Annotated in this window: 16 protein-coding genes and 1 tRNA gene; 12 read left to right on the top strand and 5 right to left on the bottom strand. The window is 72.1% G+C overall.

The window, feature by feature from the left end; genetic code table 11:
- The first annotated feature begins 238 nt into the window (after positions 1-238).
- Positions 239-934, top strand: coding sequence for a bifunctional DNA primase/polymerase (locus ACFV9W_RS12745; RefSeq protein ID WP_385758865.1), 696 nt, complete (start codon positions 239-241; stop codon positions 932-934).
- Positions 935-990: 56 nt separating this feature from the next.
- Positions 991-1659, top strand: a complete 669-nt coding sequence (locus ACFV9W_RS12740) for a hypothetical protein (protein WP_385758862.1) — start codon at positions 991-993, stop codon at positions 1657-1659.
- A gap of 238 nt (positions 1660-1897) precedes the next feature.
- Here ACFV9W_RS12740 and ACFV9W_RS12735 read toward each other — a convergent pair whose 3' ends face one another.
- The 3 genes from ACFV9W_RS12735 to ACFV9W_RS12725 all read right to left on the bottom strand — a co-directional run bounded on the left by ACFV9W_RS12735 (position 1898) and on the right by ACFV9W_RS12725 (position 4525).
- Complete coding sequence (locus tag ACFV9W_RS12735; protein WP_385758859.1) at positions 1898-2860, bottom strand: DUF5926 family protein; 963 nt, start codon at positions 2858-2860, stop codon at positions 1898-1900.
- Between the two features lie 104 nt (positions 2861-2964).
- Positions 2965-3603: an ATP-binding protein gene (locus tag ACFV9W_RS12730; protein ID WP_385758857.1), complete on the bottom strand. Its 639-nt coding sequence runs from the start codon at positions 3601-3603 to the stop codon at positions 2965-2967.
- A 109-nt stretch (positions 3604-3712) separates the two neighbouring features.
- On the bottom strand, positions 3713-4525 hold the full coding sequence (locus ACFV9W_RS12725; protein ID WP_385758854.1) for a glycerophosphodiester phosphodiesterase: 813 nt from the start codon (positions 4523-4525) through the stop codon (positions 3713-3715).
- A gap of 269 nt (positions 4526-4794) precedes the next feature.
- Between ACFV9W_RS12725 and ACFV9W_RS12720 the strand changes: the two genes are divergently transcribed.
- Together ACFV9W_RS12720 and ACFV9W_RS12715 are read left to right on the top strand one after the other, a co-directional pair.
- Complete coding sequence (locus ACFV9W_RS12720) at positions 4795-6171, top strand: S1C family serine protease (RefSeq protein ID WP_385758851.1); 1377 nt, start codon at positions 4795-4797, stop codon at positions 6169-6171.
- Positions 6172-6240: 69 nt separating this feature from the next.
- Positions 6241-6325 (top strand) — tRNA-Ser (locus ACFV9W_RS12715).
- Positions 6326-6385: 60 nt separating this feature from the next.
- Here ACFV9W_RS12715 and ACFV9W_RS12710 read toward each other — a convergent pair.
- The gene (locus ACFV9W_RS12710) at positions 6386-7279 is read right to left on the bottom strand and encodes a bifunctional DNA primase/polymerase (RefSeq protein WP_385758848.1); all 894 of its coding nucleotides are present in this window, start codon (positions 7277-7279) and stop codon (positions 6386-6388) included.
- Positions 7280-7649: 370 nt separating this feature from the next.
- Between ACFV9W_RS12710 and ACFV9W_RS12705 the strand changes: the two genes are divergently transcribed.
- From ACFV9W_RS12705 to ACFV9W_RS12670, 8 genes are all read left to right on the top strand, one after another.
- The gene (locus tag ACFV9W_RS12705; RefSeq protein WP_385758845.1) at positions 7650-7955 is read left to right on the top strand and encodes a hypothetical protein; all 306 of its coding nucleotides are present in this window, start codon (positions 7650-7652) and stop codon (positions 7953-7955) included.
- 197 nt (positions 7956-8152) lie between these two features.
- Entirely contained in the window at positions 8153-9349 is a 1197-nt protein-coding gene (locus tag ACFV9W_RS12700) for an acyl-CoA dehydrogenase family protein (RefSeq protein WP_385758842.1), read from the top strand.
- A gap of 26 nt (positions 9350-9375) precedes the next feature.
- Positions 9376-10302: a bifunctional MaoC family dehydratase N-terminal/OB-fold nucleic acid binding domain-containing protein gene (locus ACFV9W_RS12695; RefSeq protein WP_385759276.1), complete on the top strand. Its 927-nt coding sequence runs from the start codon at positions 9376-9378 to the stop codon at positions 10300-10302.
- A 1-nt stretch (position 10303) separates the two neighbouring features.
- Positions 10304-11383 carry an acyl-CoA dehydrogenase family protein gene (locus ACFV9W_RS12690; RefSeq protein WP_385758840.1) on the top strand — a complete coding sequence of 360 codons (1080 nt, stop codon included), beginning with the start codon at positions 10304-10306 and terminating at the stop codon, positions 11381-11383.
- Positions 11380-11823: a MaoC family dehydratase gene (locus tag ACFV9W_RS12685; RefSeq protein ID WP_385758837.1), complete on the top strand. Its 444-nt coding sequence runs from the start codon at positions 11380-11382 to the stop codon at positions 11821-11823. Before ACFV9W_RS12690 ends, ACFV9W_RS12685 begins: the two co-directional genes overlap by 4 nt.
- Positions 11820-12986 (top strand): lipid-transfer protein, encoded by a 1167-nt coding sequence (locus tag ACFV9W_RS12680; RefSeq protein WP_385758834.1) that lies wholly within the window; start codon positions 11820-11822, stop codon positions 12984-12986. The genes ACFV9W_RS12685 and ACFV9W_RS12680 overlap by 4 nt, the downstream gene beginning before the upstream one ends.
- Positions 12987-13198: 212 nt before the next feature.
- Positions 13199-13777: a SigE family RNA polymerase sigma factor gene (locus tag ACFV9W_RS12675; RefSeq protein WP_385758832.1), complete on the top strand. Its 579-nt coding sequence runs from the start codon at positions 13199-13201 to the stop codon at positions 13775-13777.
- Between the two features lie 121 nt (positions 13778-13898).
- The gene (locus tag ACFV9W_RS12670) at positions 13899-15551 is read left to right on the top strand and encodes a long-chain fatty acid--CoA ligase (RefSeq protein WP_385758830.1); all 1653 of its coding nucleotides are present in this window, start codon (positions 13899-13901) and stop codon (positions 15549-15551) included.
- A 104-nt stretch (positions 15552-15655) separates the two neighbouring features.
- On the opposite strand, the gene ACFV9W_RS12665 is transcribed toward ACFV9W_RS12670, so the two are convergent.
- Entirely contained in the window at positions 15656-20128 is a 4473-nt protein-coding gene (locus ACFV9W_RS12665) for a PAS domain-containing protein (protein ID WP_385758828.1), read from the bottom strand.
- Positions 20129-20134: the final 6 nt, after the last annotated feature.

Genomic DNA, 20134 nt, shown 5'->3' with positions numbered 1-20134 from the left:
CCTCCCGTGGCGGAGGCGGCGAGAAATACGCGGGACGGCAAACGCCAGGCGCCGCCACCCCACGCCAGGCTTTTAAAGCACACAGCAGGCGCTCGGACTATAGGGGTACAACCCTGCCTCGGGCCGGTGATTCCGGCTGGGGTGTGGCGCTCCAACACGTACGCGCAGTGACTGATCGACACATGGTGTGATGTGGCCCATAGCGTTCTCTTCGGTCTACGGAAAGGAACGAGCGCTCATGCGCGAGATCCTCGGAAGGCGACGCAGGCTCCTGTCCAGGCGTGACAACGGGAAGTCTGACCTGATCAGCGCGGCCCTCACGTTCGCGACAGCGTGGCAGTGGCCGGTCCTGCCGGGCATAGGGCTCGAAGCGGGCGGACGTCGTGACGGCGTCCGCTGCGCCTGCCCCGACCCGGAGTGCACGGTGCCCGGCGCGCACCCCTTCGACCCGGGGCTGCTCGCCGCGACGACCGATGAGCGCATGGTCCGCTGGTGGTGGACGAACCGCCCCGAAGCGCCGATCGTGCTCGCCACCGGCGCACCGTCCGGTGCCTCGGAGGGGCGCGCGCCCTGTGCGGTGAGCCTCCCGGCCGTCGCGGGCGCCCGCGCGCTCGCCGCGTTCGACCGCAGGGACGTCCGGCTCGGCCCGGTGATCGCGACGCCGGAGCGGCTCGCGATCCTCGTGGCGCCGTACTCGATGGAGCAGCTCGGCGAACTCCTGTACGCGCAGGACTTTGTACCCGGATCGCTGCGCTTCCACGGCGAGGGCGGGTATCTCGCCCTGCCGCCGTCGATCTCGGGTGCGGGGCAGGTGCGTTGGGAGCGTGCCCCGCTGCCCGGCTCCGCTGCCCCCTGGGTACCGGATGTGGAGGCCGTGGTCGGCACGGTCGTCGATGCCCTCACCCGTACGGGTGTGAGCGCGCCCGAGTTGTAGCGGAATCCGGCGCGCGGCGGGCCGGTGGGCGGGGTGCGCGCCGATATCTTCGGCGCATGCCTGCCGCGCCACGCTCCCCCCAGCTCCCGGACGAGACCGAGCGGGAGCGGCCGCACGCGCGACTTCGACTGTTCGGTCTGCTCGCCGTGGTGGTCCTCACGGCGGCGCTGCCGCTGGCGGGCGCGTCCGCGGGTCCGGTGGACGACGGGCCCACGCGGCAGCCGGCCACCGAGGCCAAGCCCGCCGAGGCCAAACCTGCCGAAGCCAAGCCTGCCGAAGCGCAGGCCACTGAGGCCAAGGCCGCGGAAACGACCAGCAGGGACGACAAGCCGGCCGATCAGAAGGCCGGAAAGCCCTCCTTGCTGACCGGTCTCGGCCTGACCACCGAGGCCCACTGCGGTCCCCAACTGTCCGCCCCGGACGGCATCGAGGCGCAGACCTGCGTGCTCGTTCAGGGGCACGACACATGGGCGCGTACCTATTACCGCAACGCGACGGGCTCGGATCTGACCGCCGTACTGACCCTGATGGCACCCGGTGGACGCACGGTGCAGTTGCACTGCGTGGTGGGTGCGGAGGACGAACCGGGGATGTGCGAGACACCGCGGGGACGTACGCGGGGAGAACCCGGCCAGTACACGGCGGTGGCGGAGTACGCGAGGGGCGGGGAAGGCCCGCTGCTACTGCGCTCCGGAAGCAACTCGGCGCCGTCGCACGGGGGTTGAGGCCCGGCGGCCGCTGAGCGGACATGGAAGCGCCCGGTTGCTGGCGACGGGGGATGCACCAGCAACCGGGCTACTTGAACGGTAACAAGAGATCGCCGGTTAGCAAATTCGATCTCTTCTATTCGGACATGGATTTACCTGCAACTACCGGGAGTTGTGACCCGGCTCACCTTGCGGTTCGAGAGGTTTTCCCGTCCTGGTGGGCTGACTGGTCGGTCAGCCCACCCGAAGCTGTGAATCAGCTGAGCGTCACCTGTCGATTGGTGAGCCCGCCGCGAGCGCGACGCTCGTCCGGGGTCAGCGGTGCGTCCGTGGCCAGCGCGCCGGCCAGTCGCTCGGCGAACTCGGCGGCGGGCTTCTCGATGTCCTCCGCCCGCACCGAGCTCGGCAGGTCCCAGACCGGAACGGTCAGGCCGTGCGCTCTGAAGGAGCCCACCAGACGCGTGCCCTCGCCGAGCGACGACGTGCCCGCCGCGTGCAGCCGCGCCAGCGCGTCGAGCAGCTTCTCCTCCGCGTGCGGCATGACCCACCGGAGGTGGTTCTTCTCCGGCGTCTCGCACCAGTAGGCGCTGTCCACGCCGGAGAGCTTCACGGTGGGGATCGCCGCCGCGTTGGCCCGCTCCAGGGAGGCGGCCACCTCGCCCGACGCGTTCTCGGAGTCCGGAACCCAGAATTCGAAGCCCGTGTGGACGATGGGCTCGAAAGTGCCCTCCGGGGCGAGCACGTCCTGAAGTCGCGGACCGTCGGCCGGCGCGCGGCGGGTCTGCACCGGGTTGCCCGGCTCCGCGGTCAGCGCGCGCTGCAGCGTGTCGGCCAGGTCGCGGCTGATGTCCCCGGAAGGCGTCTCGTTCTGCAGGCCGAGCAGGACCGAGCCGTCGTCGCGGCGCAGCGCGGGCCAGGCCATGGGCAGCACGGTGGCGAGGGTCACCGAGGGGACGCCCTCGGGGAGCCCGTCCTTCAGGGTCAGCTCGACCGTCGCCGCGGGCACCAGCTCGCGCAGCGCGACCCAGTCGCCCTCGCCGGGCAGGCCCTCGAAGGGGCGCTGCACCAGCTCGGTCACCGCGTGCGCGGCGACGCGGCCGTGGCAGGCCTTGTAGCGGCGACCGCTGCCGCAGGGGCAGGGTTCGCGGGCACCGACGACGGGGACCTCGCCTGCGGTGACGTGCGGCTTGCCCTTGGTCTGCGGGCGCTTCTTGGCCATCTTGGGTGTCTCCCGGATACGGCTCTCGTACGTACGGCGGCGAGCCTAGCCGCTCGTACTGACAAGAGGGGGATTCAGCCCAACTGGCCGCGCCCGGCCGGTTTTCAGCCCAGCTCGTCGAACGCGTCCGGGAAGGCCAGGTCCGCCAGGTCCCCGACGGGTGGCGCGGCCACCCGTGAGGCGAAGTCGTCCCGGCGCTGCGCCATGGCCTCCGCGTGCACGTCCTTGTGGACGATCACCCAGACGGTGACCTCGCCGCGCATGCCGTCACGTACGCCCCAGTCGTCGGCGAGCGCCGTGATGATGTTGAGCCCGCGGCCGCCGTGCGCCGTGATCGAGGGTGTGGCCGGAATCGGGCGGGTGGGCCCGCCGCCGTCCGTCACCTCGACCGCGAGGCAGCCGCGGTCGTCGACCCGCCAGGCGGCGCGAACGTCACCGTCGCCGGCCAGATCGTCGCCGAGCGGCCGGCCGTGCCGGCACGCATTGCTGAGCAGTTCGGAAAGGATGAGAACCGCATCGTCGATGACCGTTTCCGGTACGCCGCTCATGCGCAGTTGTTCACGCATGCGACGTCTTGCCGCGCCCACGCCCGCAGGGCCATGGGGTACGGCCATGCTCGACGACGCGGGCACCTCCTGTGCCACCACCAACGCCACCCCCGAGACCTCCTTTGCCCCACGCCACGGTGTGAATGCCCCAATGGACTGGACCGGAAACCGGCCATCCCGCTTCCGGTGACGCACTCGTGACGATCGAATACCGTCCGAACGCGCCGGGGCACACCCTGTGACGGCTCCGGGGGAAAGGTGGCCGGATCCGGTCCCTGCCGCGGACCGTCCCGCGCGCCCCGCCTCAGGACCTGCCGAGGTGGCGCAGCACCGCCGCGGGCCGGTTGGTGATGATCGCGTCGACGTCCAGGCTCGCGCAGAGGTCGACGTCCTCGGGCTCGTCCACGGTCCAGACGTGGATCTGGTGACCCGCGCGCGCGAGTTTCGCGACGTACGCGGGGTGGTTGCGCACGATCCGGATGCTGGGGGCCGCGATGTGCACGCCCCTGGGGAGGCGCCCTTCGCGGTGGCGGGGCGAGACGAACTGCATCAGGTAGACCGTCGGCAGCGTCGGAGAGGCCTCCTGGACGCGGGCCAGGGAGCGCGCGGAAAAGCTCATCACGCGCACGCGCGAAGGTTCGTCGGGCGCCGGGGCGTCCAGACCGAACCGCTTGAGCAGGAGCAGCAGCCGCTCCTCCACCTGCCCCGCCCACCGCGTGGGGTGCTTGGTCTCGATCGCCAGCTCCACCCGGCGTCCGGCGTCGGTGACCAGCTCAAGGAGGCGCTCCAGCGTCAGGACGGAGGTGTCGGAGGTGTCGGCCGCGCTGCCCGTCCAGTCGGGGACCTCGTCGTGGCCCTTCCAGGAGCCGAAGTCGAGGGCGGCGAGCTCCGCGAGCTCCAGTGTGGAGACGGCTCCACGGCCGTTCGACGTACGGTTGACGCGGCGGTCGTGCACGCATACGAGATGACCGTCGGCCGTGAGTCGCACATCGCACTCGAGGGCGTCCGCGCCGTCCTCGATGGCCTTCTTGTAGGCGGCCAGGGTGTGCTCGGGGGCGTCCTGGGAGGCACCGCGGTGGGCGACGACCTGAATGCGCTGCTGTTGTGCGAGGGTCACCGCGTCATGGTGCCACCGAGCGGCAGGCGACCAGGAAAAGTTCGGCCCAGCGGATGCGTCCGTTTTGCCGGACGTAAAGGATGGCGGGGGACGCACAGGATCGTCTTACGGTGGCCTGACGTCCCGTGGGAAAGGCTGACGGCGTACAACAGCACAAGTGGACCGTGACAGGGCCATGCCGGGACGGTGGCGCGCGTGACAGCCGCCGGCCCGGGGCATCCAGACAGGACGGATCGGCGACGACAGCCGTGGATCGAGGAGAGAAAGCTGTGAGCACCGAGAACGAGGGCACCGAGGTACCGCCGGCCCCGTCCGCACCTCCCGTGCCGGTGGACGCTCCCGCTGCTCCCGCCGCGCCCGCGGCATCCTCCGAGGGTGCCGCGTCCGGCGTGCCGGGTGCGGCAGGACCCGCCCACGGCGGCGACTGGCCGCCCCCGCCGCCCGCCATGCCGGCCTACGCGTCGGGCGGTGGCGGCGCGGGCTGGGGCGCCTCGTACCAGCAGCCCGCGCCCAAGCCGGGCGGCCGGCGCGGCGGCCTGGCCGCCGGGATCATCGCGGCGGCACTGGTCGCGGGCGCGGTCGGCGGCGGTGTGGGCTACTGGGCGGCCGAGCGGGGCGACGGGTCGAGCACCGGTTCGACGACCGTCTCCGCCTCCAACCCGGCCGACCTCAAGCGCGACAAGGGCACCATCGCGGGCATCGCGGCCAAGGCGCTGCCCAGCACGGTCACCATCGAGGCCGAGGGCAACAGCGGCGAGGGCGGTACCGGCACCGGCTTCGTGTACGACAAGCAGGGCCACATCCTCACCAACAACCACGTGGTGGCGGAGGCGGCCGACGGCGGCAAGCTGTCGGCGACGTTCTCGAACGGCAAGAAGTACGACGCCGAGGTGATCGGCAAGGCGCAGGGCTACGACGTGGCGGTCATCAAGCTCAAGAACGCGCCGGACGACCTGAAGCCGCTCACGCTCGGCAATTCGGACCAGGTGGCGGTCGGCGACTCGACCATCGCGATCGGCGCGCCCTTCGGCCTGTCGAACACGGTGACGACCGGCATTGTGTCCGCGAAGGACCGCCCGGTGGCCTCCAGTGACGGCACCGGCAGCAGCAAGGCCTCGTACATGAGCGCCCTGCAGACCGACGCGTCGATCAACCCGGGCAACTCCGGCGGCCCGCTGCTCGACGGCAACGGCAACGTGATCGGCATCAACTCCGCCATCCAGTCCGCCTCCAGCGGCGGCATGGGCGGCGGTTCGGGCCAGTCCGGCTCGATCGGTCTCGGCTTCGCCATCCCGATCAACCAGGCGAAGATGGTCGCCCAGCAGCTCATCAAGACCGGGCAGCCGGTCTACCCGGTGATCGGGGCCTCCGTCTCCCTGGAGGAGGGCACCGGCGGCGCGAAGATCACCGAGCAGGGCGCGGGCGGCTCCGCGGCCGTCACGCCGAACGGTCCTGCGGCCAAGGCGGGCCTCAAGCCCGGCGACGTCATCACGAAGCTCGACGAGCAGCCCATCGACTCGGGGCCGACCCTGATCGGCCAGATCTGGACGCACAAGCCGGGCGACTCCGTGAAGCTCACCTACACGCGCGACGGCAAGGAGCAGACGGTCGACGTGACCCTGGGCGAGCGCAAGGGCGACAGCTGACCGAGCCCGCGACCCGACCCGCTACGCTTGTCCCGCGCCTCGACGGTTTTCAAGACCGTTACGGCGCGGGGTGGGTTGCCCGAGCGGCCTAAGGGAACGGTCTTGAAAACCGTCGAGGCGAGAGCCTCCGTGGGTTCAAATCCCACACCCACCGCACAGTTGAGTGAGCCCCCGAACCGGGATCCGGGTCGGGGGCTCACGCGTGTTCGGGGCGCTACGGCTCTGCCGTGAGGCGTGCCGCCGAGGCGATCGTCGAGCGGGCCTCCCGCTCGGTCAGGCCGGTGCGCACCGCCGCGTCGGCCAGGGCGTCCGCGAGGGTGTCGCCGACGCCGTTCTCGTACGCCCTGCAGGCCGCCCAGAACAGGCGGGTGTTGCGCTGGCCCTCGTGGGCGCTGAGGACGAACTGGACGAGGCCGAGGCCGTGTTGACCGGGACGGCCCGTCATGGGGTGGTGCGCGCGCGGCGGGGGCGTGAGCAGGCGCAGGAGCGCCGGTGGGCAGGGCGCCGGCGGCAGGTGCCCGGTGCCGGGGACCGTGCCGTAGACGCCGTGCTCGGTGCGCGATCCGGGCCCCACGAGGTAGCCGCCCGCACCCCGGATGTCGATGCCGGGGGCGAGGCGGCCCGCGGAATTCGGCACGACGGCGTCCGGCGGACCGGAGAGCCACAGGTGCCGGCCGCCGCTCGGGGTGGCCACGACCACGGTGTCGGGGATCGTGAAGAGATGCCGTAAGGCCAGCTCACGCAGGGAGGCGGAGGCGTCGGTGCCGGATTTGGTGTCCAGGTCGACGCCGATGAGGTGGTGCGGGGCCAGGCCGCACGCGATGCCGTAGCCGGTCGCCCTGGGCGCGGCCGCGAAGAGCGCGCGGATGCGGCGCGGATCGGTCGACGCGTCGTACACACCGTGCCCGGGGAGGCCGCATTCGCCGTGGCAGCGCGGGGCCGTGGGCGGGTCGCCGCGGTGCGGCGAGGGCAGCGCCGGGAGTTTGGTCCTGGCCAGGGGGATGACGGCGAGGCCGCGCTCGGCGGCGGACAGGGCGTGCGCGAGGGCCAGGGTCGCGAGGGACGGGTGGGGTGGGCAGTGGGGCGGGTGCCGGTCCATGGTGGCCATGCCCCCATTTTCGTACGTACGTTCGAAGAAGGGAAGTGGGGCTGGTCATCCGAGGGAAGCATTTACCAAAAATGTGCTGAAACGCTTCGTCGTTTGGGCTGCTTGGGCACGGCTGGTCCCGAGGTGGCGCACTCCGGGCTGAGCTGGGGTTTTCCGGGTGTGAAGAGGGTTTATCGACATGTCCTCACGCTTGCGAGCGAATAGCGGCTTCCGGGGTGGTTCGCCGGGGATTCGGTGGGCAATTCTGATCTCGCGACGTCGTGAACTTCGCCGGGGCGGTCGGCCAACTGCCCTGGTACATCCCGTACTTGACGGGTGCCGGACCTCGTCCGAGCGCCCGGAGCGTACTTCCTGTCCTGGAGGAATAGACATGGCTTCCATCCGTACTGCCCGCGCCATCGCCGCCGTCGCCGCTCTGCCCCTCGCGGCAGCCCTCTTCTCCGGAGTGGCCATGGCAGACAACGGCTCGTTCGCGGACAACGGATCGAACGCGGGGGTGGCGACCGTCAGTGGCAGTGGTGTCGGTGACGACAACTACGGCAACTCGTCCACCACGCAGCAGCAGGCCGTCGGCAACGGCGCCTCGAACCAGAACAACGAGGCTCAGGTGAACGGGTCCGGGTTCACGGCGATCGACCAGTCGAACGTGAACGTGAACTTCACCGAGCTCTGGTAAGCCACCGGCTCCTGCGCTGCGGGGGTCTTCCGTGGGGTGCGTGACAGTCTGCGCGGCGGTGCTTCGGTGCCGCCGCGCAGGCGTGTTCGCCGCGTACGTGCGGGGCGGTGGCGTGCTGATCCCTTGACACCCATCGGTATCTGACGGACAGTCAGAAACCCTTGTCGGTACGAGGCCAGTCCTGGAGGGCAGCCGCCGTGCACCTCGCCCCCACCGAGCGCCAGCGCGAGCTGCGCGCCCAACTGCGAGAGAGATTCCGTACGTTGATGCCGGGCGGCCCACCGGCCGCCGACGACCCGGTCGGCCAGCGCCGACTGCTGCGCGCCATCGGGGCCGAGGGACTCCTCGGGCTCGGCTGGCCCACCGAGTACGGCGGGCAGGGGCGCGGCGCCGACGAGCAGTTCGTCTTCTTCGACGAGGCGTACCGGGCCGGCGCGCCGGTCTCCATGGTCACGCTGAACACGGTCGGCCCGACGCTCATGAAGTACGGCACCGAGGAGCAGAAGGCCTACTTCCTGCCCCGGATCCTCACGGGCGACCTGGTCTTCGCGATCGGCTACAGCGAGCCGTCGGCGGGCACGGACCTCGCTTCCCTGCGCACGCGCGCGGTGCGCGACGGAGGGAGCGATGAAGGTGCTTCCTGGGTGATCGACGGGCAGAAGGTGTTCACGTCGAACGCGCAGAACGCCGACTGGATCTGGCTCGCCTGCCGGACCGACCCCGAGGCGCCCAAGCACAAGGGCATCTCGATCATCCTCGTGCCGACCGACGCGCCCGGTTTCTCGTGGACCCCGATCGACACCGTCGGCGGCCTGACCACGACGGCCACGTACTACGACGGGATCCGGGTCCCCGGCTCGAACCTCGTCGGCGAGGAGAACGCGGGCTGGGGTCTGATCACCAACCAGCTCAACCACGAGCGGGTCGCCCTCGCCGCGATCGGGATGCAGGCCGAGGACTTCTACGAGCGGGTGGCAGACGCCGCCCGCACCCCCGATCCGGTGACGGGTGAGCGCCGCGTTGACGCGCCCTGGGTCCGGTCCCAACTCGCCGAAGCGCATGCCCGGCTGGCGGCAACGCGCCTGCTCAACTGGCGTTTGGTGGGGGATGTCGGGGCGGGTCGGCTGGCCCCCGGGGACGCCAGCGGCGTGAAGTTCGCGGGAACGGAATCCGCGGTCGAGACGTATCGAATATGTCAGCAGATCGCGGGCGACGCCGGGTGGGTGCGGGCCGGGTCGCCCGGTTCGCTCGGTGAGGAAACGGGGGTGGGCGACGGCGAGTTGGAGCGGATGAACCGCGCGGCGCAGATCAACACCTTCGGTGGCGGGGTGAGCGAGGTGCAGCGGGAGATCGTGGCGACGATGCGGCTCGGGATGCGGAGGGGGAAGCGGTGAGCGCGGGTGTTGCGGGGCAGGAGTTCATGGGGCACGAGCCCTTGGCGTACGAGAAGCTGAAGACCTTCGAGGGGCGGGTGGCGGCCACCGAGGCCGCCGGCCTCGACCCGGTGAACGCGCCGATGATCCGGCACTGGTGCGAGGCCATGGGCGATACGAACCCGGCCTACCAGGGGCCGGACGCGATCGCGCCGCCCACCATGCTGCAGGCCTGGACGATGGCGGGCCTGACCAGCTACGAAGGGCGCTCGCCCGCCCACGACGAGCTGTTCGGGCTGCTCGACGGCGCGGGGTACACCTCGGTCGTCGCCACCGACTGCGAGCAGGAGTATCTGCGGCCGCTGCGGCCCGGCGACGCGATCACGTACGACTCGGTGATCGAGTCGGTCTCGCCGCTGAAGACGACGAAGCTGGGTACGGGGCACTTCATCACGACACGGATGAACGTGCGGGTGGGTGGAGAGATCGCCGGGACGCATCTGTTCCGGATCCTGAAGTACACGCCCGCCAAGCGGAGTTCGACCAGCAGCGGGGCGGCGAAGAAGGGCACGGGCCGGCGGCCGCGGCCCGTCGTCAACCGGGACAACGCGGGCTTCTGGGAGGGCGTCGCCGATCACCGGCTGCTCATCCAGCGCTGCCGCGCGTGCGAGACGCTGCGTTTCCCCTGGCTGCCGGGGTGCAACAGGTGCGGCGGGCAGGAGTGGGACACCGTCGAGGCGAGCGGCGAGGGCACCGTCTACAGCTACGTGGTGATGCACCATCCACCCTTCCCCGCCTTCGCTCCTCCGTACGCGGTGGGGCTGATCGAGCTGGCGGAGGGCGTACGCATGGTGAGCAACGTCGTGGGGGTGCCGAGCGACAAGGTGCGCATCGGGATGCCCGTACGGCTCGAATTCCTCGCTGTGGACGATGAGTTGGAGCTCCCCGTCTTCCGTGTCGTCGAGGGGGTCTGACATGGACTTCACCCCCACCCCGGAGCAGGAGGCGGCGCGGGATCTCGCCGCGCGGATTTTCGGCGATCTGTCCACGCCGGAGCGGCTCGCGGGCCTCTGCGGCGGCACGGACGGCGAGCTCTGGAAGGAGCTGGGCGCGGCGGGCCTGCCGGGCGCCGTGGAGGAGACCGGGCTGCTCGGGCTCGCCCTGATGCTGGAGGAGCAGGGCAGGACGACGGCGCAGGTGCCGTTCGCCGCGAGCTGTGTGTACGGCCTCCTGGCGGTGGCGGCGCACGGCACGGACGCGCAGCGGGAGCGGCTGCTGCCGGGCCTCCGGGACGGCTCCGCCGTGGCGGCGGGGGCGTTTCCCGCGCGCGGTGGGATCGTGGTGGATGCCCTGCCGGACGGGCGGGCGCGGCTCTCCGGGGCTGTGCCGTGGGTGCCATGGCTGCGGGACGCGACGCATGTGCTGGTGGCGGTACGGGGTGAAAGTGGAAGCACTGTCCACAGCCTGTGGATGATCCGCGCGGAGGACGCCGGGTGCGAGCCGGTCGAGCTGACCGCGCCCTGGTCGGCGGGGCGGCTCGTGCTCGACGGCGTGCCGGCCGAGCGGATCGGCGGACCCGAGGCCTACGCGGACGTGCTCGCCGCCGCGCGGACCGCCTTCGCCGGGCTGCAGGCCGGGGTCTGCGCCGGATCGCTGGCCCGGGCCGTGGACCACACGAACGAGCGGGAGCAGTTCGGCAGGCCGCTCGCCGCCAAGCAGGGCGTCCAACTCCGCGCGGCGGAGGCGTACATGGACATCGAGGCGATCCGGGTCACCACGTACGAGGCGGCCTGGCGGCGCGACGCCGGGCTCGACCACGAGAGCCATGCGATGACCGCCGCCTGGTGGGCATCCGAGGCGGGCAAGCGGGCCGTGCACACGGGCCAGCATCTGCACGGCGGCATGGGCGCCGACCTGGACCACCCGGTGCACCGGCACTTCCTGTGGGGCCGACAGTTGGACGGATATCTGGGCTGCGGCGCCGAACTCCTGGAGGAGCTGGGCGAGGTGATCGCGTCGGGAGCGGGCGCGGCCGACGGAGGGGAGGCCGTATGAAGGCCGGAGAAGAGCTCAGGACGAAGGCCCGGGACGAGATCAGGACGCAGGTCGGGGACGAGCTCGCGCCCCTGACGATCCCGATCACCCGAACGCTGATCGTCTCCGGGGCCATCGCTTCGCGCGACTACCAGGACGTGCACCACGACGCGGAGTTGGCGCACCAGAAGGGCTCCCCCGACATCTTCATGAACATCCTGACGACGAACGGCCTGGTGGGGCGGTACATCACCGACCACTTCGGGCCGAACGCCGTCCTACGTAAGGTCGCGATACGGCTCGGCGCCCCCAACTACCCGGGCGACACCATGGTGTTGACCGGCACGATCACCGAGGTGGATGGCGACACGACACAGGTGCGGGTCGTCGGCAGGAACGGCATCGGCAACCACGTCACCGGCACGGTCACGGTCGTCGTCCACGAGGGGAGCGCGGCATGAGCGTGCGCGGAAAGGACCGGCTCGGCGGGCGGGCCGCGATCGTCGGCATCGGTGCCACGGAGTTCTCCAAGGACTCCGGGCGCAGCGAGCTGAAGCTCGCGGTGGAGGCGGTGCACGCGGCACTCGACGACGCGGGCCTGTCCCCGGCCGATGTCGACGGCCTGGTCACCTTCACCATGGACACCAACCCGGAGATCACCGTGGCGCAGGCCGCGGGCATGGGGGAGCTCTCCTTCTTCTCGCGGGTGCACTACGGAGGCGGCGCGGCCTGCGGCACCGTGCAGCAGGCCGCCCTCGCGGTGGCGAGCGGCGTGGCCGACGTCGTGGTCTGCTACCGGGCCTTCAACGAACGCTCGGGCAGACGCTTCGGCTCGGGCGTGCAGCACAGGGAGCCGTCTGCGGAGGGTGCGGCGCTCGGCTGGAACCTGCCGTTCGGGCTGCTCACCCCGGCGTCCTGGGTGGCGATGGCGGCGCAGCGCTATCTGCACACGTACGGGCTGACCCCCGAGGCGTTCGGCCATGTCGCGGTCACCGACCGCAAATACGCGGCGACGAACCCGGCGGCGTACTTCTACGAGAAGCCGATCACGCTCGCCGACCACGCGGAGTCGCGCTGGATCGTCGACCCGCTGCGGCTGCTCGACTGCTGCCAGGAGACGGACGGCGGGCAGGCGATCGTCGTCACCAGCGTGGAGCGGGCCCGCGATCTGCCGAACCCGCCGGCGGTGATCCGGGCGGCGGCGCAAGGTGCGGGCCGCGCGCAGGAGCAGATGACCAGCTTCTACCGGGACGAGCTGACGGGCCTGCCCGAGATGAGCGTCGTGGCGCGGCAGTTGTGGCGCACGGCGGGCCTCGGGCCCGACGGCATCGACGTGGGCATCCTCTACGACCACTTCACGCCGTTCGTGCTCATGCAGCTGGAGGAGTTCGGTTTCTGTGCGCCGGGCGAGGCGGCCGGATTCGTGGCGGAGGAAAGGCTGCCGCTCAACACCCATGGGGGACAATTGGGCGAGGCGTATCTGCACGGGATGAACGGCATAGCGGAAGGCGTGCGGCAGGTGCGGGGCACGGCGGTGAACCAGATATCGGGCGCGGCCACGGCTCTGGTCACCGCGGGCACCGGCGTCCCCACCTCGGGGCTGATCCTGGGGGCAGACGGCTGAAGGACGGCTGAAGGACGGGTCCGGACGGCTGAAGGACGCGTCCGTCCCCGCTCCCGGGCGAGAGAGGGAGTCAGGGCCGTCCCCCAGGGGACAGCACCCCTGACTCCACCTTCAGGAGGTGGGGCCAGCACCCCTCGTACAACCTGAGGCGGACGCCGCTTCGGGACCTCCGGCCGATCCCCGGAAGTAGGGGGCGCTCATAGCGTGGAGCCATGACCGCAACCCTGGCGCCTGTCCGCACCAGCGCACCCGAGGCCACGCCGCGCACCGCCGCGGTGGCGCGCCCGGCAGCCGCGACGTACCCGTCGTTCGCGTCGTACGTCCGGGCCCGCCAGCCCGTGCTGCTGCGCACCGCCCGGTCGTTGACGTCGAACCCGTGCGACGCCGAGGACCTGTTGCAGACCGCGCTCGCGAAGACGTACGTCGCGTGGGACCGGATCGAGGACCACCGGGCGCTCGACGGCTATGTGCGCAGGGCCCTGCTGAACACCCGTACCTCGCAGTGGCGCAAGCGCAAGATCGACGAGTTCGTCTGCGACGAGCTGCCGGAGCACCGGGAGACGCCGACCGGGGACCCCGCCGAGCAGCAGGCGCTGCACGACGCGATGTGGCGCGCCATCACGAAGCTGCCCGCCCGGCAGCGGGCGATGGTCGTCCTGCGCTACTACGAGGACTTGAGCGAGGCCCAGACGGCCCAGGTGCTGGGCGTCTCCATCGGCACGGTGAAGAGCGCGGTGTCGCGGGCGCTCGGCAAGCTCCGCGAGGACCCGGAACTGCGGCACACGGCGTGACCAGCGGTGCTTGCCGAGTGATTCGCTGATCGATCATTCCCGGAAGTAGTGACATACCGAGTGGTACGCAGTGAGAATCGGCGGAAACCTACTGCTCCGTAGCGCCCACCGGGAGGACGCCGTGCTGAGCACGATGCAGGACGTACCGCTGACCGTGACCCGCATTCTGCAACACGGCGCGCGGGTGCACGGATCGTCCCAGATCACCACGTGGACCGGCGAGGCCGAGCCGCACCGCCGCAGCTTCCGCGAATCCGCCGAGCGCGCCCACCAGCTCGCCGGCGCGCTGCGCGACGAGCTCGGCGTGCGCGAGGACGACCGGGTCGCGACCCTCATGTGGAACAACGCGGAGCACGTCGAGGCGTACTTCGCCGTGCCGTGCATGGGCGCGGTCCTGCACACGCTCAACCTGCGGCTGCCCGCCGAGCAGCTGGTGTGGATCGTGAACCACGCCGCCGACAAGGTCGTCATCGTCAACGGCTCGCTGCTTCCGATGATCGCCCCGCTGCTCTCGAAGCTGCCCACGGTCGAGCACATCGTGGTGTCCGGACCGGGCGACCGCTCCGTACTCGACGGCGCCTCCGCGCAGGTGCACGAGTACGAGGAACTGATCGCGGACCGGCCGACCACGTACGACTGGCCCGAGCTCGACGAACGCCGTGCCGCCGCCATGTGCTACACCTCGGGCACCACGGGCGACCCCAAGGGCGTCGTCTACTCGCACCGCTCCATCTACCTGCACTCCATGCAGGTCAACATGACGCAGTCGATGGGCCTCACGGACGCCGACACCTCGCTCGTCGTCGTCCCCCAGTTCCACGTCAACGCCTGGGGCCTGCCGCACGCCACGTTCATGACCGGCGTGAACATGCTGATGCCGGACCGTTTCCTGCAGCCCGCGCCGCTCGCCGAGATGATCGAGACCGAGCGCCCCACGCACGCCGCGGCCGTCCCCACCATCTGGCAGGGCCTGCTCGCCGAGCTCACCGCCAAGCCGCGCGACGTCTCGACGCTCACGCAGGTCACCATCGGCGGCGCGGCCTGTCCGCCCTCGCTGATGAAGGCCTTCGACGACCTGGGCATGCGGGTCTGCCACGCCTGGGGCATGACGGAGACCTCCCCGCTCGGCACCGTCGCCCGTCCCCCGGCCAGTGTCGAACCGGGCAGCGAGGAGGAGTTCGCGTACCGGCTCACGCAGGGCCGCTTCCCGGCCGGCGTCGAGGGGCGGCTCACCGGCCCCGGCGGCGAGCAGCTGCCCTGGGACGGCGAGTCGGCGGGCGAGCTGGAGGTGCGCGGGCCGTGGATCGCGGGCGCGTACTACGCGGGCGCGGACAGTGAACCGATGCGCCCCGAGGACAAGTTCAGCGAGGACGGCTGGCTGAAGACCGGCGACGTCGGCACCATCAGCCCCGACGGCTTCCTCACGCTCACCGACCGCGCCAAGGACGTCATCAAGTCCGGCGGAGAGTGGATCTCCAGCGTCGACCTGGAGAACGCGCTGATGTCCCACCCGGACGTCGCCGAGGCCGCGGTCGTCGCCGTGCCCGACGACAAGTGGGGCGAACGGCCGCTCGCCACCGTCGTGCTGAAGGAGGGAGCGAGCGCCGACTTCGAGACGCTGCGCTCGTTCCTCGCCGAGAAGGTCGCCAAGTGGCAGCTGCCGGAGCGCTGGACGATCATCCCCGCGGTGCCGAAGACCAGCGTCGGCAAGTTCGACAAGAAGGTGCTGCGTAAGCAGTACGCCGAGGGGGACCTGGACGTCACCAAGCTGTGACGGCCTGTTTCACGTGAAACGGGGGCGGCCCGAAAGGGCCGCCCCCGTACGCGTGTTGAGGCTCAGAGCCCGAGACTCAGGGGCCGAGACTCAGGATCTGACGCTCAGTTTGTGCCGATCTTCGCCAGTACGTCCACGATCCGGCCCTGTACCTCGGCGCTCGTCGAACGCTCCGCCAGGAACAGCACCGACTCCCCCGCCGCGAGCCTCGGCAGCTCGGCGGGGTCGACGGCGGCGGTGTAGACGACCAGCGGCGTGCGGTTCAACTGCCCGTTCGCACGCAGCCAGTCGATGATTCCCGCCTGGCGGCGCCGCACCTGCAGCAGGTCCATCACGACGAGGTTCGGGTGCAGCTCGGAGGCGATGGCCACCGCGTCCGCGTCGTTCGCGGCCCGCTCGACCTGCATCCCGCGCCGCTCCAGGGTCGCGGTCAGGGCGAGCGCGATCTCCTCGTGCTCCTCGATCAGCAGCACCCGCGGCGGGTGCTGCTCGCTGTCCCGAGGGGCGAGCGCCTTCAGCAGTACGGCGGGGTCGGCGCCGTACGCGGCATCGCGCGAGGCCTGACCGAGGCCCGCGGTCACCAGGACCGGCACCTCGGCCGCGACGGCCGCCTGGCGCAGCGACTGCAGCGCGGTCCGCGTGATCGGCCCGGTCAGCGGGTCCACGAACAGCGCGGCGGGGAACGCCGCGATCTGCGCGTCGACCTCCTCACGGGAGTGCACGGTCACCGGACGGTAGCCACGGTCGCTCAGCGCCTGCTGCGTCGCCACGTCCGGCGCGGGCCAGACGAGGAGGCGGCGCGGGTTGTCGAGCGGCTCGGGCGGCAGCTCGTCGTCCATCGGCATCGGCTGCGGCCGGTTGGCGACCTCCACGGCGCCACCGGGGCCGTCCAGCGGCTCGGGGCCCTCGACGCCGTCCTGCTCGGGGGCGCCGATCGCGTAGGCGCGGCCGCCGCCCTCGGAGGAGTTCGGCGAGAGGATCGGCTGCGGGTGCGGCCGGGCCTGCGTGCCCTGCGGAGGCGTGCCCTGAGCGGTGCCCTGGGGCGGGGTGCCGGGCGTCGGGGTGTTCTGCGCCGGGGGCTGCGCGGTGGCGCTGCCGGTGTCCGGCTGGTCCTTGCGATTCGACAGCTTGCGGCGCCGCCCGGAACCGCCGAGCGTGCCGGAGCCGCCGAACGTCCCCGAACCGCCCTGCGTCTGGCCCTGCGCCTGGCCGGCCTGCGGCGCGGCGCTCGGCCGCGGCGGAGCCTGCGGCGGAAGCGGCTGGGGAGCCGGGGGCTGCGGCCGACGCTGCTGCCCGGCGACCTGGCGCCCGAACGGCACGCCCTGCCCCAGCGTCCGCACGCTGAAGGCACGCCCCTGCGTCGAGCTGGTGTCACCGGACGGGGCCTGGTCCTGAGCCTGTGGCTTCGGGGCCTCGGCGGGCAGCGGCTGGGCGGCGGCGGGGGGCGGGGTGCCGTCGGCCGGGGCCGTGGGCGCGCTCTCCGACTCGCCGACCGGGGCGCTCTGCGGCTGGGGCTCTGGCTGAGCCTCCGCCTGCGGGCCCGGCTGCGGCGCGGGCTGGGCTTCCGGCTGGGCCGCCGGCTGCGGCGCGGGCTGGGGCGCGGGCTGGGGCGCGGGCTGCGGCGCGGGCTGCGGCGCGGGCTGGGGCTCCGCCTGGTTCGCGGCCTCGGCTTCGGCCTCAGCCTCGGCTTCGACCTGGACCGGGGCCTGTACCTGGTCCGCCGCCGCTTCCTCAGGTTCGCTGCCCGGCGTGCTCTCCGGCGGCAGCGCGGCGCCCGCGCCACCCGCCGTCGGCGTGCCCTGTGCGGGCGTGGGCTGCGCCGGATGCGGCTGTGGCGGCGTGTGGTCCGCGGCCGGGTGCGCCCCGGCGGTGTCGTGCTGGTGCGCCTCGTCCGGCAACGGGAGGGGCTGCGGTCGAATGCCGCTCTCCCGCGGGGCGGCCTGCGCGTCCTGCTCCTGCGGTACGTCAGCGGGGGCGGGCCGCACATCGGGCTGCGCCTCGGCCTGCACGTCGGCCGACGCCTCGGCCTGCGGTTGGGCCTGCGCCTCGGGCCGTGCCTCGGTCTCGGGCAGGGCCTGCGGCGTGCGGTCGGCCTCGGCGGGCGGCAGCGCGAACACCTCGCGCGGACCGGCCTGCTGCTGTGCCCTCGCCCTCTGCCCACCCGCGGGAGCACCCTGCGCGTCCTGCGCGTCCTGGGTCGGCTGCGCGCTGCCGAGCGCACGCCGCGCCCGCCGCCCGGAAGGCTGCGCGGCCCCGGCGCCGGCCAACTCAAGCTCGCCCTGAGCCGGTTCGGCCCCCTGCTCACCGTCGGTGGCGGTCCCGGACGGCAGCGCGGGCAGAGCGGCCTGCTCCTGACGTCCGGCGCGCCGGGCCCTGCGCCCGGTCGGCGCGGGCACGCCCTGCGGCGGCACCGTTTCGCCCAGGGCCGGGGCACTCGCCTCGTGTTCGGCCGAGGTCACCACGGCACCCTGGGCCGCGGCCTCCTCCTGGGCGGGACGTCCGCGCCTGCGGCCCGTACCGCTGGAAGGAGCCGGCGCCGACGGAGCACCGCCAGACACGCTGCTCTCCAGGAACGCGTCCGTCGAGGGTCCGGCGGCCCGGCGCGCCCTGCGACGCCTGTTGCCGCCACCGGTGGCCTGCGCGGGAAGGTTCGGGTTCGCCTCGGCGGAGACCTCGTGGGACTCCGTGGACTCGGAGGCCTCGACGGAGACATTGGCATCGGCCTGGGCGGGCACGCCGTCGGCGACCCCGTCGGGAACGACACCGGCAGCGGGCACGACCCCGGCCCCGGCGCCCGTCCCGATCGGCACTTCGAGGACGTACGCGCTGCCGCTCATGCCCGGCACCTCGTGCGTCTGCAGCACACCGCCGTGCGCCCGCACGATGCCGTGCACGATCGGCTCGTGCACCGGGTCGCCGCCCGAGTAGGGACCGCGCACCTCGATGCGTACGTTCGCGCCCCGCTGCGCGGCGGCCACGACGACGGTCGAGTCGACGTATCCGGACGTCGCGGGCGTGCGGGCATTGCCGGTGGCGTCGATCCCGGCGACGTCGGCGATCAGGTGCGCGAGCGCGGTCGCGAGCCGTCCCGCATCCACCTCGGCCTCGATCGGCGGCGCGTGTACGGCGAACTGCACCCGGCCGGGCCCGATCAGCTCGACGGCGCCGTCGACACCCGCGGCGACGACGGCGTCGAACATGACGTTCGTACGGGAGAGCAGCGAACCGCCCTCGTCCAAGGTCTGATAGGCCAGCACGTTGTCGACGAGGGTCGTCATCCGCGAGTACCCGGCGGCCAGGTGGTGCAGCACCTGGTTGGCCTCGGGCCACAACTGGCCCGCGTCGTCGGCGGCGAGCTGGCTCAGCTCGTGCCGCAGCTCGTCCAACGGCCCGCGCAGCGACTGCCCGAGCACGGCGAGCAGCTGCGTGTGCCGCGCGGCCAGCGCCTCGTAACGGTCCTTCTCGCGCTCCGCGAGCGAGGCGCCCCGCTCCTTCTCGGCGGACAGCTCCTCGGCGTGCTGCTCGCGGACGGCGGCGAGTTCACCGGTCAGCTCCTCGCGCACGGAGGTGAGCTCGGAGCCCAGCTCCTCGCGCACCCGCTCCAGCTCGGCGGCGCTCTCGTCCGTGACCCGCTGGAGCTCGGCGGCGCTCTCCTCGGTGACCCGCTGGAGCTCCGCGGCGTGCTCCTCGCGCTCCTTCTCGGCGGCCTCGTCGCGCCGGGCGATCTCCTCGGAGTGCTCGACGGTCAGCTTCTCGACGGAGCTGCGGTCGGCGAACGTCATGACGGCGCCGACCAGTTGGTCCCCGTCGCGCACCGGAGCCGTCGTCATGTCGACGGGCACCTTGGAGCCGTCCTTGGCCCACAGCACCTGGCCGCGCACCCGGTGCTTGCGCCCGGAGCGCAGCGTGTCGGCGAGCGGGGACTCCTCGTACGGGAACGGTTCACCGTCCGGACGCGAGTGCAGGATGAGCGGGTGCAGCTCCTGGCCGCCGAGGTCGCTCGCCCGGAAGCCGAGGATCTGCGCCGCGGCGGGGTTGACGAGCACGATGCGCCCGTCGGTGTCGGTGCCGACGACGCCCTCGGACGCGGCGCGCAGGATCATCTCGGTCTGCCGCTGCGAACGGGCCAGTTCGGCCTCGGTGTCGACGGCCCCCGACAGGTCCCGCACGACGAGCATGAGCAGCTCGGAGCCGCTGTACGCCTGACCGCCGCCGGTGCTGTACGGATCGACCGCGTCGCGCGCGCCGTCGGAGAGGTTCGCGGAGGTCACCTCGACGGGGAACTCGCTCGCGTCGGTGCGCCGCGCGGTCATCCGCGTCGGCTTGGTCCGCCCGCGTTCGTCGGTCACGGTGTCCGGCCGGCGCATGGAGCCGGGGATCAGCCGCGAGTCGAACTCGGGCAGGAGGTCGAGCAGGCCGCGCCCCACAAGTGCCGTGCCCGGGGCCTCGAAGGACTCCAGGGCGATGGAGTTGGCGTTGACCACGGTTCCGTTGGTGTTGACGAGCAACAGCCCGTCCGGAAGCGCGTCAAGTATGGCTGCGAGGCGAGCAGCGCCTCGGGATGGCCTGCTGCTCACGACGAC

Source organism: Streptomyces sp. NPDC059897 (assembly GCF_042730865.1).
Classification (GTDB): Bacteria; Actinomycetota; Actinomycetes; order Streptomycetales; family Streptomycetaceae; genus Streptomyces.
The sequence above is the reverse complement of the archived record's forward strand: the minus strand, read 5'-3'. Positions and strand labels throughout refer to the sequence as shown.

Bases quoted from the DNA above. Each gene is read 5' to 3' on its own strand.
- ACFV9W_RS12745 (WP_385758865.1), top strand. From the start codon at position 239: ATGCGCGAGATCCTCGGAAGGCGACGCAGGCTCCTGTCCAGGCGTGAC.
- ACFV9W_RS12710 (WP_385758848.1), bottom strand. From the start codon at position 7,279: ATGGCCACCATGGACCGGCACCCGCCCCACTGCCCACCCCACCCGTCC.
- ACFV9W_RS12735 (WP_385758859.1), bottom strand. From the start codon at position 2,860: ATGGCCAAGAAGCGCCCGCAGACCAAGGGCAAGCCGCACGTCACCGCA.
- ACFV9W_RS12680 (WP_385758834.1), top strand. From the start codon at position 11,820: ATGAGCGTGCGCGGAAAGGACCGGCTCGGCGGGCGGGCCGCGATCGTC.
- ACFV9W_RS12705 (WP_385758845.1), top strand. From the start codon at position 7,650: ATGGCTTCCATCCGTACTGCCCGCGCCATCGCCGCCGTCGCCGCTCTG.
- ACFV9W_RS12685 (WP_385758837.1), top strand. From the start codon at position 11,380: ATGAAGGCCGGAGAAGAGCTCAGGACGAAGGCCCGGGACGAGATCAGG.
- ACFV9W_RS12690 (WP_385758840.1), top strand. From the start codon at position 10,304: ATGGACTTCACCCCCACCCCGGAGCAGGAGGCGGCGCGGGATCTCGCC.
- ACFV9W_RS12675 (WP_385758832.1), top strand. From the start codon at position 13,199: ATGACCGCAACCCTGGCGCCTGTCCGCACCAGCGCACCCGAGGCCACG.
- ACFV9W_RS12740 (WP_385758862.1), top strand. From the start codon at position 991: ATGCCTGCCGCGCCACGCTCCCCCCAGCTCCCGGACGAGACCGAGCGG.
- ACFV9W_RS12695 (WP_385759276.1), top strand. From the start codon at position 9,376: ATGGGGCACGAGCCCTTGGCGTACGAGAAGCTGAAGACCTTCGAGGGG.